Origin of the sequence: Kitasatospora sp. NPDC096204 (assembly GCF_044763205.1) — a bacterium.
Taxonomy (GTDB): Bacteria; Actinomycetota; Actinomycetes; order Streptomycetales; family Streptomycetaceae; genus Kitasatospora.
Genome location: NZ_JBIWFT010000002.1, coordinates 46,575 through 60,953, shown reverse-complemented (window position 1 = coordinate 60,953; position 14,379 = coordinate 46,575). Strand labels below are relative to the sequence as shown.

Genomic DNA, 14,379 nt, shown 5'->3' with positions numbered 1-14,379 from the left:
GAGGCGGGGCCGGGCGGTGGCCGAGAAGGCTTCCGGAAGCTGGGCCGGACCCGTGATCGGGCGCCCGAAAGGCCGTACCGTTAGGCCCATGGGCGAGCGAAGCGATCATCCACAGGGGCCGGGCGCGGCGGAGGACTCCGGCGCGCAGGAGATCGAGGCGACGGTGGTGCTGGGCCTTCGGATCACCGACTGGCCGGCCCTGCGCGCGGCCGCGATCAGGGCCGTCGAGGAGCTGGACTTCGAGGGCATCGACCCGGCCGGCCAGCGCCGCGAACTGCTGCGCGAGGTGGCCGAGGACGCCAACGCGGCGCTCGGCGCGCTGCTGCACCCGGACCGGCTGGTGGCCGCCATCCCCGGGGTCGAGGCGCTCGGCGGCACGCTGGAGATCAGCGTCACGGAGGACTTCACCCCCGACTTCGCGGACCTGTTCCCGCTGGAGGGCGACGAGGAGGACGGCGGCGCGGGCGCGGACTGGACGCTCACCCCGCGCACCGCCTGCCTGCTCCACGCCCAGCTGATCGGTCTGGCCGACGCCGCGTACGACGACTTCGACGAGCACGGGGACGAGGCGGTCTCCGAAGGCGACGACACGGACTGGACGGTCTTCTCCCGGCTGCCCGAGCGCACCTGGCGGATGCACCGGGGCTGGCGCCGCGCGATGGCCCGGGCCTTCGACGACCTCGCCGACGACCTCGCGCTCGGCGAGTGGCCGCTGCCGCGCTGCCTGGCCGAGGAGATAGCGCTGCGGATGGCCCTGGTGGACGCCCGGGCCCTGCTCGGTGCGCAGCCCGAGTCGGTGGCGGACATGATGGGCGACCTCCCGGCCGACCTGTACGACTACGACTGGGACGGCTGCCACGACGAGCTGTTCGGCGTCTACGGGCCGGACGACGGCGATCCGGAGCTCGCGGCGGAGCAGCGCACGGAGCTGCTGCTGGCGGCCACCCACCCGGAGGGCTGGTTCCTGATGTACGAGGACGCGGAGGAGCGGGACCCGCAGCGCGGCTACCGGCGCTGACCGGGCGTCGCGGTCGCGGTCGCTGTGAACGGTGCGGTGGTGCGGTGGTGCGGCGGTGCGGACGGCGAGTGCCGGGCTCACTGTCGAGGCGAAGCGTCGAGGCGAAGCGTCGAGGCGAAGCGTCGAGGCGAACCGTCGGGGTGAACCGTCGGGGTGAACGGGGTGGGCCGAGTCGGTCGGAGCGGGGCTGGCATCCTGGACGGGTGACTTCTCCTTCCGACGCCCCGACTTCCGCCGCTCCGGCCCCGGCTTCTCCGTCTCCGGTTTCCCCGTCCCTGCCCACGGCTCCGACCCCGGCCCCGGCTTCGGTTCCGTCGCCGGCCGCCGTGGCCCCCGCCCCGGTGGCGGAGCCCGGCGACACCCCGTCGAGCGAGGACCGTGACGAGCGGCCGCAGTACGTGCTGCCGCTGGTCGTCCGGGTGGAGCGGGCGACTCCGCCGGGCCGGACGGACGCGCTGGAGACCTCGGCGCGGGCGGTGCTCACCCTGCTCGCCGACCTCCGGGTGACCGAGGCGGACGGCGAGTGGGCGGAGCGGGTCGCCGCCTGGGAGGACGCCCGGATCCGCAAGGTGGTCCGGCGGGCCCGGGGCGGTGAGTGGCGTCGGGCGGGCGAGCTGCCGGGCGTCACGGTGCGCGGGCGGGAGGCCGAGGTGCGGGTGTTCCCGCCGATCCCGCTGGACGGCTGGCCGAAGGAACTCGCCAAGCTCCAGGTGTCCGGGACGGACCTGGAGGAGACGGCCGAGGTCGGGCCGCCCGAGCCGGGCTTGCCGGTGCTGTGGCTCAACCCCGAGCTGGAGATGAGCGCGGGCAAGACGATGGCGCAGACCGGGCACGCCGCCCAGCTCGCGTGGTGGCGGCTCGACGAGGCGCAGCGCAAGGAGTGGGCCGAGGCCGGGTTCGCGCTCGCGGTCCGGACGGCCGCGCCGGAGGAGTGGGAGGACCTCGTGCGCAGCGGGCTGCCGGTGGTCCAGGACGCGGGCTTCACCGAGATCGCGCCGGGCAGCTGCACGGTGATCGCGGACCACCCGGCACTGCGGTGACGGGGCGGCGGTGGCCGAGGGCTGACGGCGAACAGATGGCAGCGAACAGATAACAGGTAACGGATGACAGCTGACAGATTTCGAAATCTGTCAGCTGTCATCCGTTCGCCGCTTCTCGTCGGCCGTCAGCTCCGCTCGTACCGCCGCATCGCCCGCAGCCCGCCGTAGACCGCCAGGGCCGTCCAGAGCGCCATGATCAGCAGTCCGGTCCAGTGGCCGTAGTGGACGCCCGGCTCGGGCTGGGTGCGGGTCGCGTACAGGCCGGCCCGGTCGGGCAGGAACTGGCCCAGCTCGCGGACGCCGGGGATGGCGGCCAGCCAGGTGGTGCCCAGGAACACCATCGGGGTCAGCAGACCGAGTGCGGCGCTGAAGTTGCCCAGCATCGCGGTCAGTCCGAGGCAGAGCAGCACCATCATCGGGTGGTACAGCACCCCGGCCAGGAAGCTGCGGGCCAGGCCCGGGGTGGAGAGGTCCAGGCCGACGGTGGTGCCGACGGCCAGGAACGAGCCCGCCGTCGACGCCAGCCCGAGCAGCAGGCCCAGCCCGGCGCCGAGCGCGAGCTTGGCGCCGTACAGCCGACCGCGCCGGGGGACGGCGGTGAGCGAGGTACCGATCATGCGGGTGTTGAACTCCTGCCCGATCAGCAGGATCCCGAGGCAGGCCACCGCGACGTGGCCGAACAACAGCCCGTAGAAGATCCCGCCGGCCGGGTCCTCGCCGGGCGTGTGGTCCTTCGCCCCGTAGGCGGCGTTGACGGCCGCCGTGACCCCGACGGTCAGCGCGAGCGCGACCAGTGGGGCCGCCCACTGCGAGGGCAGGGTGGTGAACTTGACCCGTTCGGCGCGTACGGCGTCGGCCATCGTGCTCATTGTCGCTCCCAACTCCGGTCTTCCATGTCCGATCTCCCAAGTCCCTTTCGTTCGGCGTCACGTGGCGCGTCGTAGCGCCCGCAGCCCGCCGTACGCCGCCAGGGCCGTCCAGAGCGCCATGATCAGCAGTCCGGTCCAGTGGCCGTAGGCGACCGCCGGGTCGTCGGCGTACCGCAGCGCGTACTGGCCGGCCCGGTCGGGCAGGAACTGGACCACCCGCCGCACTCCGGGCACACCGCTGAGCAGCGGCGAGAGCAGGAAGAGGGACGGGACCAGCAGCCCCATGGCGGCGGTGAGATTGCCCAGCAGGGCGGCCGTCCCGAGGCAGAGCACCACCAGCAGCGTCTGGTAGAGCACCCCGGCCACGGCGGTGCGGACGAAGGCGGGCCCGTCCCATTCGATGGGAACGGTGGCCGCGTACCCGGCGAAGGCGCCCGCCGTCCCGGCGGCGCCGACCACGAGTCCGACCAGTGCGCCGAGCGTGAGCTTGGCGCCGTACAAACGGCCCCGCCTCGGTACGGCGGTGAACGACACGTCGATCATGCGGGTGTTGAACTCCTGGCCGATCAGCAGGATGCCGAAGCAGATCAGTGCCGCCTGGCCGAAGTTGAGGCCGTAGAAGATGCCGACGCCGGGGTCGTCGGTGAGGCTGTGGTCCTTGTCGCCGAGGGCCGCGCCGATGGCGGTGGTGACGCCCGCCGTGAGCACCAGGGCGAGCAGCGGGGTGATCCAGAGCGAGCGGAGGGTGGTGAGCTTGATCCACTCGGCGCGCAGGGCGTGGGCGGCAGGAGCCCCGGTGGATGTCGCAACGGGCGTCGGCACGAAAGCGGTCGCAGAAGTCCCGGCAGGGGTCGGCGCGTTCACGCGGCGGCCTCCGCACGGTACTCGACGCTGTCGACGGTCATCCGCATGAACGCCTCCTCCAGGGAGTCCTGTTGCACGGCGATCTCGTACAGCACCACGCCGCCGGCGGCGGCGAGCGCGGCGATCCGCTCGGGTTCGGCGCCGCTCACCTCCCAGGCACCGCCGCCGACTTCGGTGGCGTCGAGGCCGTGGTCGGGGTCGCCGAGCAGGGCGGCGAGCTTGGTCGGGTCGACGGCGCGGACCCTGGTCCGGGTCCGGCCGTGGCGGTCGATGAACTCCGAGGTGGCGGCGTCGGCGAGCAGTCGGCCGCGCCCGATCACCACCAGGTGGTCGGCGGTGAGCGCCATTTCGGTCATCAGGTGGGAGGAGACCAGCACCGCCCGGCCCTCGGTGGCCAGGCCGCGCAGCAGGGTGCGGATCCAGCGGATGCCCTCCGGGTCCAGGCCGTTCACGGGCTCGTCCAGCAGCAGTACCGGCGGGTCGCCGAGCAGGGCGGCGGCCACCCCCAGGCGCTGGCGCATGCCGAGCGAGAAGCCCCGGATCCGCCGCCCGGCGGCGTCCGCCAGACCGACCTGGCCGAGCACCTCGTCGACCCGGCGGGCCGGCAGGCCGTTGCTCGCGGCGAGCCAGCGCAGGTGGCCGTGCGCGGTCCGGCCGCCGTGCAGCGCCTGGGCGTCCAGCAGCGCCCCGACCGTCCGCAGCGGGTCGGTGAGTTCGACGTACGGCCGGCCGCCGACCAGGGCGTGTCCGGCGGTCGGCCGGTCGAGGCCGAGGACCAGCCGCATGGTGGTGCTCTTGCCGGCGCCGTTCGGGCCGAGGAAGCCGGTCACCACGCCGGGTTGGACCTCGAAGGTCAGGTCGTCGACGACGCGCCGGCCGTCGTACTCCTTGGTGAGGCCCTGGATCTCGATCACGGCCCGCTCCCTCGTCTCGTCTCGCCTTGTCGTCGGTCTCCGCCGGGGCTCGCTGTGGCCGGCCCCGGGCGATGGCTCCATTCGACCGGAGCGGCCCGGTGCGGCGGATCCCGCCGGGGCGGGGAGCCGGCTCCCTCCCGAGAGGGAGCCGGCCGGAGACCGGCGCGGGAACCGGGAGCCCGGGACGGCCTGACAGGATGGCCCGATGTCCAAGATCGCAGCGCTGAAGAGCGCGGTGTCCGGGAGTACTGCGCCGGGAAGCGCGGTGCCGAGGCTCGTCGCGCCCCTGGTGGCCGGCACCACGTACGCACGACTGCTGCACCTGCTCGTCGGGTGGATCTTCGCGGGCGTCGTGCTGATGGTCTATCCGGGGACGTACCACAAGGGCGTCGGCGAGATCCTGACGGCGAGCATCTCCACGGACGTCGTGCTGCTCGCGCTCGCCGCGCTCATCCCGGCCGCGCGCCGGGCCGAGGGGGTGCAGGCCCGGCTGCTGCTGGTGCCCGACCGCGAGGAGGACATCGCCACCGAGCCCTCCCGCTCCTGGGCCGACCGGCGGCGCACGGCCGGCTGGCTGATCGGACGGGTCGCGCTCGGTTCGGTGGTCGGGTTCCCGGTGGTCTTCGGGATCGCCGGGGCCTTCGAGCGGCTGACCGGTCCGGACGCCCTCTGGTACCTCCCGTTCGTGCCGTTGGCGGCACTCGCCCTCGGCTGGTTCCTGGTGTACGCAGGGCGCCTCCAACTCGCCATGGCGGTAAGACTGCTGGGCCCGTCACCGGCGGAGCGCCTGGCCGAGGCGGAGCTGCGGGCCGAACGGCTGCTGGAGCGCAACCGGTTGGCCCGGGAGCTGCACGACTCGATCGGCCACGCCCTGACGGTGACGGTCCTCCAGGCGGGCGCGGCGCGCGAGGTCGGGGATCCGGCCTTCGTCGCCAAGGCGCTCGAAGTCATCGAGGAGACCGGCCGGCAGGCCATGGAGGACCTCGAGCGCACCCTCGTGCTGCTGCGCGAGACCCCGGCCGGCGCGAACGGCGCGGCCACCGAACAGCCCGGGATCGACCAGCTGCCCGCGCTGTTCGACACCGCCCGGGCGGCCGGCAGCCCGGTGGAGGCGCGGATCGAGGTGCCTCCCGGCAGCCTGCCGGGAGTGCTCTCCCGCGAGTCGTACCGGATCGTCCAGGAGGGCGTCACCAACGCGCTGAAGTACGCGCCCGGCGAGCCGATCGACATCCGGATCGCCGTACGGGACGGCCGGTTGGAGCTGCGCTGCGCCAACCGGCCAGCCGGAAACGGTCGTTCACCGGCCGGACCGGCTCGGCCGGTGGCCGGCGGGGCGGGCAGGGGCGCAACGCGCAAGGGTGGCAAGGGACTGCGCGGCATCCGCGAGCGCGCCACCCTGCTCGGCGGGGAGGCGACGGCGGGACCGGCGCGGGGAGTGGCACCAGGAGCGGCGTCGGGAACGGGGCCGGGGACGGGGACGGGGACGGGGACGGGGACGGCCGAGGCCCAGGAGGGGAACGGGGGATGGGTGCTGACCGTCCGACTGCCCCTACGCTTGGGCTCGTGACGAACGATCTTGTGACCCGAGGTGCGGCCGGAGGAGCCGTCGGGACGACGGACATCCTGCTCGCCGACGACGAGGAACTGGTCCGGGCCGGCCTGCGGGCCGTCCTGGAGGCACAGGGGGACCTGCGGGTGGTCGGCGAGGCCTCCGACGGCGCCGAAGCGGTCGCCCTCGCCCGCGCACTGCGCCCGCAGGTGGTGCTGATGGACGTCCGGATGCCGGTACTGGACGGCCTGGCGGCCACCCGCGAACTGCTGCGCCCCGGCGCACCGGGGGAGCGACCCCCGCGGATCCTGGTCGTGACCACCTTCGAGAACGACGACTACGTCTACCAGGCGCTGCGCGCGGGCGCCGACGGCTTCCTGCTCAAGCGCACCCGCCCGGCCGAGATCGCCCAGGCGGTACGGCTGGTGGCGGCGGGCGAGTCGCTGCTGTTCCCGGCCGCGATCCGCCGGTTGGCGGCCGGGCACGGCAACCCGACCGCCCGGGCGGCCATGGAGCGGGCGGCGCTGACCGAGCGCGAGGCGGAGGTGCTGCGGCTGGTCGCGCGCGGCCTCAGCAACGGGGAGATCGCCGAGCAGCTGTTCCTCGGCGTGCAGACGGTGAAGACGCACGTCAGCAGCGTGCTGGCGAAGCTGGGCGCGCGGGACCGCACCCAGGCGGTGATCGCGGCGTACGAGTCGGGCTTCGTCGAACCGGCGGAGTGACACCACCGGCACGATCCCGCCCGAACGATCCCGCCCGAACGATCCCGTCGAAGCGGCCCGCCGGGGGCGGCCCGTCGGAGTGACCCCGCCGGGGGCGGCCCGTCGGAGCGGTCCTGCCGGAGCCAACTCCTGCGGTGGGCTGTCAGGCCGGGTAGGCGTGGGTCTGGGTGGCCTTGACCGAGGCCCAGACCGCGACGCCGGGCGCCAGCTCCAACTCCGCGACGGCGGCCGGGGTGAGGTCGGCGGCCAACGGCAGGTCGCCGGCGAGTTCGGCGCGGACCTGGTCGCCGTGCAGGTCCAGCCCGGTGACCTCGGCCTTCCACAGGTTGCGGGCGCTGGCCTGCGGGCGCTCCCGGTACAGCGTCACGGCGGAGGGCGGGAAGGCCACGAAGGCCGGGCCGCGCAGCTCCTCGGTGGTGGCCAGGACCGTGCCGTCCGGGAGCGTGACCCGGGTGCCGTCGGCCCGGCCCTGGTACAGGTTCAGGCCGACCAGCCGGGCGATGTAGTCGGTGCGCGGACGCCGGGCGACCTCCGCCGGGCTGCCGGACTGCACCTCCCGCCCGTCCTCGATCACCACGAGCCGGTCGGCCAGCACCATGGCGTCCAGCGGGTCGTGCGTCACCAGCACCGCCACCGCCTCGAACTCGGCCAGGTGGCGCCGCAGCTGGGACCGTACGTCGAGCCGGGTGCGGGCGTCCAGGGCGGCCAGCGGCTCGTCCAGCAGGAGCAGCCGGGGGCGTACGGCGAGGGCGCGGGCGAGCGCCACCCGCTGGGCCTGGCCACCGGAGAGCCGGCCGGGGCGGACCGAGGCGTGGTCGGCCAGGCCCATCCGCTCCAGCCAGGCCGCCGCCTCGGCCCGGGCCTCGCGCTTGGGGCGGCCCTGGCAGCGCGGGCCGAAGGCGACGTTGTCGAGCGCGCTGAGGTGCGGGAACAGCAGGTAGTCCTGGAAGACCACGCCGACCGGCCGTTCCTCGGCGGGGGTGTACGCGCGTTGCGCAGGTTCCTCCAGGAGGTGACCGTCCAGGCGCAGGTGGCCGCCGGTGAGCGGGAGCAGTCCGGCGAGGGCGCGCAGGGCGGTGGACTTGCCGGCGCCGTTGGGGCCGAGCAGCGCCACCACCTCGCCGGGGGCGGCGGTGAGGTCGAGGTCGAGGGTGAACCCGGGGCGCTCGACCCGCAGACGGGCGTCCAGGGCGGGGCCGGGGCGGCTGTCGGTGCTCATCGGTGCGGCTCCAGGTGTCCGGAGTGTCCAGGGCGTTGGAGTTGTCCAGGGCGTTGGAGGTGTCCAGGGCGTTCGAAGTGTTCCGGTGTGGCCGGTGTGGCGGGTGTCTCCGGTGCGGGCGGGGTCACGGCGTCGACAGCCAGCGGTCGCGCAGGCCGACCAGGACGGCCACGGAGACCACCAGCAGCACCAGCGACAGCGCGATCGCCGCCTGGGGGTCGGACTCCATGGCCAGGTAGACGGCCAGCGGCATGGTCTGGGTGCGGCCCGGGAAGTTGCCCGCGAAGGTGATCGTCGCGCCGAACTCGCCGAGCGCCCGGGCCCAGGCGAGGACGGCCCCGGCGGCGATCCCCGGGGCGATCAGCGGCAGGGTGACCCGCCGGAACGCGGTCAGCCGGGAGGCGCCCAGGGTCGCGGCGGCCTCCTCGTAGCGGGGATCGGCGGCCCGCAGCGCGCCCTCGACGCTGATCACCAGGAACGGCATCGCCACGAACGCCTCGGCGATCACGACCCCGGTGGTGGTGAACGGCAGGGTGATGCCGAAGGCCGAGTCCAGCCAGGAACCGACGATGCCGCGCCGCCCGAGCACCAGCAGCAGTGCCACGCCGCCGACCACGGGCGGCAGCACCAGCGGCAGGGTGACCAGCGCCCGGATCACCCGCCGGCCTGGCAGCTCGGTGCGGGCGAGCAGCCAGGCCAGCGGGACACCGAGGACCAGCGACACCGCCGTGGCCGCGGTCGCGCTGATCAACGACAGGCGCAGCGCCTCCCAGACCGCGGCGCTGGTGAGCTGCTCGGACAGGCTGCTCCAGGGCGCCCGGATCAGCAGGCCGACCAACGGCAGGGTCAGGAAGGCCAGTCCGAGCAGAGCCGGGAGCAGCAGTGCGACCGGGACGCGCTGCGTGCGCGGGTGACGGCTCCGGGGGCGGCTTCGCGGATGGCTCCGGGGGCGGCTTCGGGGACGGCGGCCTCGCGGGCGGCCGCCCGGCAGGGCCTGCGCGGGTCCTGCCGGGCCGCCGCCGACGGTGCGGGCCTGCTGGTCCCGGCCCGGGTGGTCGTTCGCCCCGGAGCCGGCGGTGCGGTCGTTCACGGCGCCTGGAAGCCCGCCGCGGTCAGCACCTGCCTGGCCTCGGGCGTCCGGACGTACGCGACGAAGGCGGCGGCGCCGTCCTTGTTCGGCGCCTTGGCGAGGGCGGCGATCGGGTAGTCGTTCACGGCCTTGTCGGCCTCGGGGAAGTCCACGCCGTCGATCTTCGCAGCATCGGCCCGCACGTCGGTCCGGTACACCAGGGAGGCGTCGACCTCGCCGAGTTCGACCTTGGTGAGCGCGCCCTTGACGTCCTGCTCCAGGGTGACCGGGGTGAGGTCGACGCCGGCGGCCTTGAGCGCGGTCTGGGCGGCGGCGCCGCACGGCACCTCCTTCGCGCACAGGGCGACCTTCACGCCGGAGGCGGTGAGGTCCTTGAGGCCCGCGATGTGCTTGGGGTTGCCCTTGGGGACGGCGATGGTGAGGGCGTTCCTGACGAAGGTCGTGGGCTGTCCGCTCGCGCCGCCCGCGTCGCTCACGGTCTTCATGGTGGCCGGGCTGGCGGCGGCGAACACGTCAGCCGGGGCACCGGAGTTGATGCTGGTGGCGAGGCCGGAGCTGCCGCCGAAGTTGAAGGTGACCTTGCTGCCGGGGTTGGCGGCCTCGAACTTCCGGCCGAGTGCGGTGAAGGTCTCCTTCAGCGAGGCGGCGGCGAAGACGGTGACGGTGCCGGAGGCCTTCGGGACGCCACCGCCCGTGCCGTCCGCGTCCGCGGCGGTGTTCGGGGAGGCGTTCGAGGAGGCCGTGGAACCGGGGGACGAGCCACCGCCACTGCCGCAGGCGGTGACCCCGAGGCCGAGGGCGAGGGCCGCGGCGGTGGCGACGGCGAGTCTGCGGGTGGTCGGCGTGCGGGTGCTCATCGGTGCTTCCCCTCCGGGGTGCGCGCCGGAAGGGGCGCGGGGTCCTGATCGCAGGTGCGGCCATTACGGCGATCATAGTGCCGCAGATGCGAGCGATGAAGCCCCTGTCGGTTCGCAGGGCGGAGGCCGAAGACGGCCGGTGGCGGCCGGGTGGCGGCCCTCGGACTGTCGTGGAACGGCGCGTCCGGGACCGTGCGTGCCCGGCCTGCGCGTCTGGCGTGCGTGAGTAAGCGCGTGCCTGGCGTGCGCGCGCCGGAAGGGGCGCGCGGAAATTGTGTCGCGCCGTGAAGGGTCGGACGGTCACAGTGGTCGCCGTCCGTACATGCGGCCGGGGGCGGTCGGAGGCGCCGCCGCGGCCGAACCAAGGGGAGGAGTCCGTCCGTGTCCACGCTGCGCGTCACCGCCGAGAAGCTGGTCATCCTGGAGCACCCGAACGCCGATGCCCTGGAGCTCGCCCAGGTCGGCCTCTACCGCGCGGTGGTCGCGAAGGGTGCGTACCGGACCGGGGACCACGCCGTCTACATCCCCGAACAGGCCGTCCTCCCCGAGGGGTTGATCGACGAGCTGGGGCTGACCGGCAAGCTGGCCGGCGCCCGGGCGAACCGGGTGAAGGCGGTACGGCTGCGCGGCGAGCTGTCCCAGGGCATCGTCTGCCGGCCCGCCGCGCTCGCCGGCTCCGACCTGGCCGCCGCGGCCGAGCGCGGCGAGGACTACGCCGAGCTGCTCGGGATCGTCAAGTGGCAGCCGCCGGTGCCGACGTCGATGAGCGGCGACGTGGTCAGCGCGCCGGACCTGCTGCCCTGGGTGGACGTCGAGAACCTCAAGCGCTACCCCGACGCCTTCGAACCGGGCGAGCCCGTGGTGCTGACCGAGAAGCTGCACGGCAGTTGCTGCCTGGTCACGTACTTCGCCGCCACCGGCGAGGTGCAGGTGTCCTCCAAGGGCATCGGCGCGCAGGGGCTGGCGCTGGCCGAGGACGAGCGCAACCTGTACTGGCGGGCGGTGCGGGCTTACGGCATCCCGGAGGTGGCGGCGCGGCTGGCCGAGCGCCTCGGGGCCGAGCGGGTCGGCATCTTCGGCGAGGTTTTCGGCGAGGGGGTGCAGGACCTGGGCTACGGCGCCTCGGCGCGCACCGAGCGCCCCGGCTACGCGGCCTTCGACGTGTCGGCCCTGATCGACGGGCAGCTGAACTGGCTGTCGGCGGTCGAACTCCTGGACGGTGAGCTGCCGTTGGTTCCCGAGCTGTGGCGCGGGCCGTTCGACCCGGAGACCGTGCTGGGGTTCGCCCGGGGCAAGGAGACCGTTTCCGGACGTCAACTGCACCTGCGCGAGGGCGTGGTGGTGCGGCCGGTCACCGAGCGGTGGAGCCCGGTGCTCGGCGGGCGGGCGATCGCCAAAGTGGTCAGTGACGCTTACCTGACCCGCAAGGGGGGCACCGAATACGAGTGAGACGGGTCCGGAACCGACCGGGCGGATCAGCCCGGTCGGGCGGGTCCGGGCTCGCCTCCTTTCGGTGCTGACTGCCCGTCGGGAGAGACGGCGGGCGCATCCCTGTGCAGAAGGAGTGCCGATGGCCACCGACGTCATCCCCGCGCGCGCCCCCGGGCTCGTGCCCGCCCCCACCTCCGCGATACCCGTACCGTCCGGGAACCGTCTGGTCGGATCGCTCTTCGACCTCACCCGTCGCCCGCTGCGCAGCTACCTCGCGGCCCACCGCGAACACGGCGACGTGGTGCGCTTCCAGGCCGGGCCGCCCGGGCTGCGGGCCGACTTCTACGGGGTGTTCTCGCCGGAGGGCGTCCGCCAGGTGCTGGCCGGCGACGCGGCCAACTTCCGCAAGGAGAACTCCTTCTACGACGAACTGCGCACCAGCGTCGGCAACGGGCTGCTGACCAGCCAGGACGCCGACTACCAGCGTCAACGGCGGATGATACAGCCGCTGTTCACGCGGCGCCGGGTGGACGGCTACGCGGACGCGCTGGCGCAGGAGGCGCAGTCGCTCGTCGAGCGCTGGCGGGCGGTGCCCGACGGGGTGGTGGACGCGGCGGAGGAGACGTCCCGGTTCGCGCTGCGGGCGGTCGCGCGCATCCTCTTCGGCGCCGACGTGGACGAGGCGATCGCGGTGGTGCAGCACAGCTTCCCGGTGCTCGGCGATTACGTGAAGGAGCGCGGCTACGCCCCGGTCCGCCTTCCGCGCACCTGGCCGACCCCGGCCAACCGGCGCGGCACCGAGGCCCAGCGGGCGCTGTACGGGGTCTGCGACCGGATCATCGCCGAACGGGCCGCGCGCGGCGACGACGAGGACGCGGACGACCTGCTCACCCTGCTCGGGCGGGCCCGCGACGACGACGGCGAGCGGCTCGACCCGGCCGAACTCCGCGACCAGGTCCTGGTGTTCCTGCTCGCCGGGCACGAGACCACGGCCACCGCACTGGCCTTCGCGCTGCACCTGCTGGCGATCCACCCCGAACAGCGGCGGCTCGCCCGGGAGGAGGCGCGGACCGTCCTGGCCGGGCGGGCGCCGACGGCGGCGGACCTGGACGCGCTGCCGTACATCACCCGGGTGCTGAAGGAGGCGATGCGGCTCTACCCGTCGGCGGCCCTGGGCGGGCGGCGGGCGGTCGAGGAGACCGTCATCGACGGGTACGTGATCCCGGCGGGGGCACAGGTGGTCGTCGCGCCGCTGGTCACCCACCGGCACCCGGACCACTGGGAGGAGCCGGAGCGCTTCGACCCGGACCGCTTCCTGCCGGAGGCGGAGCGGGCCCGGCACCGGTACGCCTGGTTCCCGTTCGGCGGTGGTCCGCGGGCCTGCATCGGCCAGCACTTCTCGATGCTGGAGGCCGTGCTGGCGCTGGGGGTGCTGCTGCGGGACTTCGAGCTGGAGGCCGTGGACCGGCGGGTGGCGCTGGCGCTGGGGATCACACTGCGGGCGGCGAGCCCGATGCGGATCCGGGTGACGCCGGGCGGTTGACGGGCGGCTGGCGGGCGACAGCTGACAGGCGACAGGCGACGGGGTTCAGCGGACAGATGACAGATTTCAAACTCTGTTATCTGTCCGCTGTCGGTTGTCCGCTGTCGTCCGTACGTCGCCCGCCGCGCGCTCGTCGGCCGTCCGCTGGGTACACGACCGGGCCATTCGAACACACCACCCGTGTGTCACGGGCAGCTTTTCAGATCTTTGTCTGACCGATTCCGGCCGCTCGGTAGCGTCCCACGCACCCCGGACCGGAAGCGCACATGCGGCTGGCATATGCCATTCGTGTGCAGTCCGCCCGGCCAGGGGAGCCCGGGCGCACCGTGTACCGCCCCGGGCCCGACCGGTCGACCGGAGGTCCCATGGGCACCCTCACCAATCTCAGCCTCGGCTGGCTGACCCCCGCCCTCTCGTACCTGATGGCCTGCGCCGGCGCCGCCCTCGGGCTGCGCTGCACGCTGCGCGGCCTCGCCGCGAGCGGCCCGGCCAGGCGGAACTGGCTGGTCACGGCCGCCGCCGCGATCGGCTCCGGCATCTGGACCATGCACTTCGTCGCCATGTTCGGCTTCAACGTCGACGGCACCGAGCTGCGCTACAACGTGCCGCTGACCCTCCTCAGCCTCGGGGTCGCGGTGCTGGTCACCGGCCTCGGCCTGACCGTGGTCTGCTACGGCCGGCACCGCGGCCTCTCCCTGCTCTCCGGCGGCGTCACCACCGGTCTCGGCGTCGCCGCGATGCACTACCTGGGCATGGCCGCCCTCCGGATGCACGGCGGACTGCACTACGACCCCGGAACGGTCGCGCTCTCCGTACTGGTCGCCGTCGGTGCCGCCACCGCCGCGCTCTGGTCCGCCGTCACCATCCGCAACGTGTACGCGGCCGCGGCCGCCGCGATGGCCATGGGCCTCGCCGTCAGCTGCATGCACTACACCGGCATGGCCGCCGTCCACGTCCGGCTGGAGCCGACCCGCACGGAGCTCGGCGGAGTCAGCCCGATGGAGTTCGTCTTCCCGCTCGCCGTCGGCCTCGGCTCGTTCCTCTTCCTCGCCTCCGCCTTCGTGGCGCTCTCGCCGACCGCCCAGGAGCGGGCCGGCTACCGGGCGGCCGGCGAGCCGTCCGGCGGGGAGCACTCCGGCGGGGAGCACTCCGGCGAGCCCCCGCACCCCGGGTCCGCCCCGCACGGGCCGGCCCCGGCCGAGGCGGGGGCCGGGCAGCGCAGCGCCTGAGCTGCGCGTCCGCCGCGGCGCGCCCTCTGTGCCG

Annotated in this window: 13 protein-coding genes; 7 read left to right on the top strand and 6 right to left on the bottom strand. The window is 74.2% G+C overall.

Annotated elements, in window-relative coordinates; all coding sequences use genetic code 11:
* Positions 1–88 precede the first annotated feature (88 nt).
* Together ACIQ87_RS02030 and ACIQ87_RS02025 are read left to right on the top strand one after the other, a co-directional pair.
* Complete coding sequence (locus ACIQ87_RS02030) at positions 89–1,018, top strand: hypothetical protein (protein ID WP_402400157.1); 930 nt, start codon at positions 89–91, stop codon at positions 1,016–1,018.
* 326 nt (positions 1,019–1,344) lie between these two features.
* The gene (locus ACIQ87_RS02025; protein WP_402400156.1) at positions 1,345–2,058 is read left to right on the top strand and encodes a peptidyl-tRNA hydrolase; all 714 of its coding nucleotides are present in this window, start codon (positions 1,345–1,347) and stop codon (positions 2,056–2,058) included.
* 125 nt (positions 2,059–2,183) lie between these two features.
* On the opposite strand, the gene ACIQ87_RS02020 is transcribed toward ACIQ87_RS02025, so the two are convergent.
* The 3 genes from ACIQ87_RS02020 to ACIQ87_RS02010 are packed head-to-tail and all read right to left on the bottom strand — an operon-like array spanning position 2,184 to position 4,705.
* Complete coding sequence (locus ACIQ87_RS02020) at positions 2,184–2,927, bottom strand: hypothetical protein (protein WP_402400153.1); 744 nt, start codon at positions 2,925–2,927, stop codon at positions 2,184–2,186.
* Between the two features lie 57 nt (positions 2,928–2,984).
* On the bottom strand, positions 2,985–3,749 hold the full coding sequence (locus ACIQ87_RS02015; protein ID WP_402400150.1) for a hypothetical protein: 765 nt from the start codon (positions 3,747–3,749) through the stop codon (positions 2,985–2,987).
* Between the two features lie 38 nt (positions 3,750–3,787).
* Positions 3,788–4,705 carry an ATP-binding cassette domain-containing protein gene (locus tag ACIQ87_RS02010; protein WP_402400147.1) on the bottom strand — a complete coding sequence of 306 codons (918 nt, stop codon included), beginning with the start codon at positions 4,703–4,705 and terminating at the stop codon, positions 3,788–3,790.
* Positions 4,706–4,910: 205 nt separating this feature from the next.
* On the opposite strand from ACIQ87_RS02010, the gene ACIQ87_RS02005 reads away from it, so the two are divergent.
* Both ACIQ87_RS02005 and ACIQ87_RS02000 read left to right on the top strand, forming a co-directional pair.
* Positions 4,911–6,272, top strand: coding sequence for a sensor histidine kinase (locus ACIQ87_RS02005; protein WP_402400144.1), 1,362 nt, complete (start codon positions 4,911–4,913; stop codon positions 6,270–6,272).
* The gene (locus ACIQ87_RS02000) at positions 6,269–6,976 is read left to right on the top strand and encodes a response regulator (protein ID WP_402400142.1); all 708 of its coding nucleotides are present in this window, start codon (positions 6,269–6,271) and stop codon (positions 6,974–6,976) included. The genes ACIQ87_RS02005 and ACIQ87_RS02000 overlap by 4 nt, the downstream gene beginning before the upstream one ends.
* 142 nt (positions 6,977–7,118) lie before the next feature.
* Here the strand turns inward: ACIQ87_RS02000 and ACIQ87_RS01995 are convergent, their stop codons facing one another.
* From ACIQ87_RS01995 to modA, 3 genes are all read right to left on the bottom strand, one after another.
* Positions 7,119–8,195 carry an ABC transporter ATP-binding protein gene (locus ACIQ87_RS01995; RefSeq protein WP_402400139.1) on the bottom strand — a complete coding sequence of 359 codons (1,077 nt, stop codon included), beginning with the start codon at positions 8,193–8,195 and terminating at the stop codon, positions 7,119–7,121.
* 124 nt (positions 8,196–8,319) lie between these two features.
* Positions 8,320–9,186: an ABC transporter permease gene (locus ACIQ87_RS01990; protein ID WP_402400897.1), complete on the bottom strand. Its 867-nt coding sequence runs from the start codon at positions 9,184–9,186 to the stop codon at positions 8,320–8,322.
* A 95-nt stretch (positions 9,187–9,281) separates the two neighbouring features.
* A complete protein-coding gene (gene modA, locus ACIQ87_RS01985; RefSeq protein ID WP_402400136.1) occupies positions 9,282–10,142 on the bottom strand; it encodes a molybdate ABC transporter substrate-binding protein in 861 nt (286 codons plus the stop codon).
* A 381-nt stretch (positions 10,143–10,523) separates the two neighbouring features.
* On the opposite strand from modA, the gene ACIQ87_RS01980 reads away from it, so the two are divergent.
* The 3 genes from ACIQ87_RS01980 to ACIQ87_RS01970 all read left to right on the top strand — a co-directional run bounded on the left by ACIQ87_RS01980 (position 10,524) and on the right by ACIQ87_RS01970 (position 14,345).
* Positions 10,524–11,591 carry an RNA ligase (ATP) gene (locus ACIQ87_RS01980; protein ID WP_402400133.1) on the top strand — a complete coding sequence of 356 codons (1,068 nt, stop codon included), beginning with the start codon at positions 10,524–10,526 and terminating at the stop codon, positions 11,589–11,591.
* 121 nt (positions 11,592–11,712) lie between these two features.
* Complete coding sequence (locus tag ACIQ87_RS01975) at positions 11,713–13,116, top strand: cytochrome P450 (RefSeq protein ID WP_402400130.1); 1,404 nt, start codon at positions 11,713–11,715, stop codon at positions 13,114–13,116.
* Between the two features lie 365 nt (positions 13,117–13,481).
* Entirely contained in the window at positions 13,482–14,345 is an 864-nt protein-coding gene (locus ACIQ87_RS01970) for an MHYT domain-containing protein (RefSeq protein ID WP_402400127.1), read from the top strand.
* Positions 14,346–14,379: the final 34 nt, after the last annotated feature.

Coding starts and splice junctions, on each gene's coding strand:
- ACIQ87_RS02020 (WP_402400153.1), bottom strand. CDS start 2,927: ATGAGCACGATGGCCGACGCCGTACGCGCCGAACGGGTCAAGTTCACC.
- ACIQ87_RS02005 (WP_402400144.1), top strand. CDS start 4,911: ATGTCCAAGATCGCAGCGCTGAAGAGCGCGGTGTCCGGGAGTACTGCG.
- ACIQ87_RS01970 (WP_402400127.1), top strand. CDS start 13,482: ATGGGCACCCTCACCAATCTCAGCCTCGGCTGGCTGACCCCCGCCCTC.
- modA (WP_402400136.1), bottom strand. CDS start 10,142: ATGAGCACCCGCACGCCGACCACCCGCAGACTCGCCGTCGCCACCGCC.
- ACIQ87_RS02030 (WP_402400157.1), top strand. CDS start 89: ATGGGCGAGCGAAGCGATCATCCACAGGGGCCGGGCGCGGCGGAGGAC.
- ACIQ87_RS01975 (WP_402400130.1), top strand. CDS start 11,713: ATGGCCACCGACGTCATCCCCGCGCGCGCCCCCGGGCTCGTGCCCGCC.
- ACIQ87_RS01995 (WP_402400139.1), bottom strand. CDS start 8,195: ATGAGCACCGACAGCCGCCCCGGCCCCGCCCTGGACGCCCGTCTGCGG.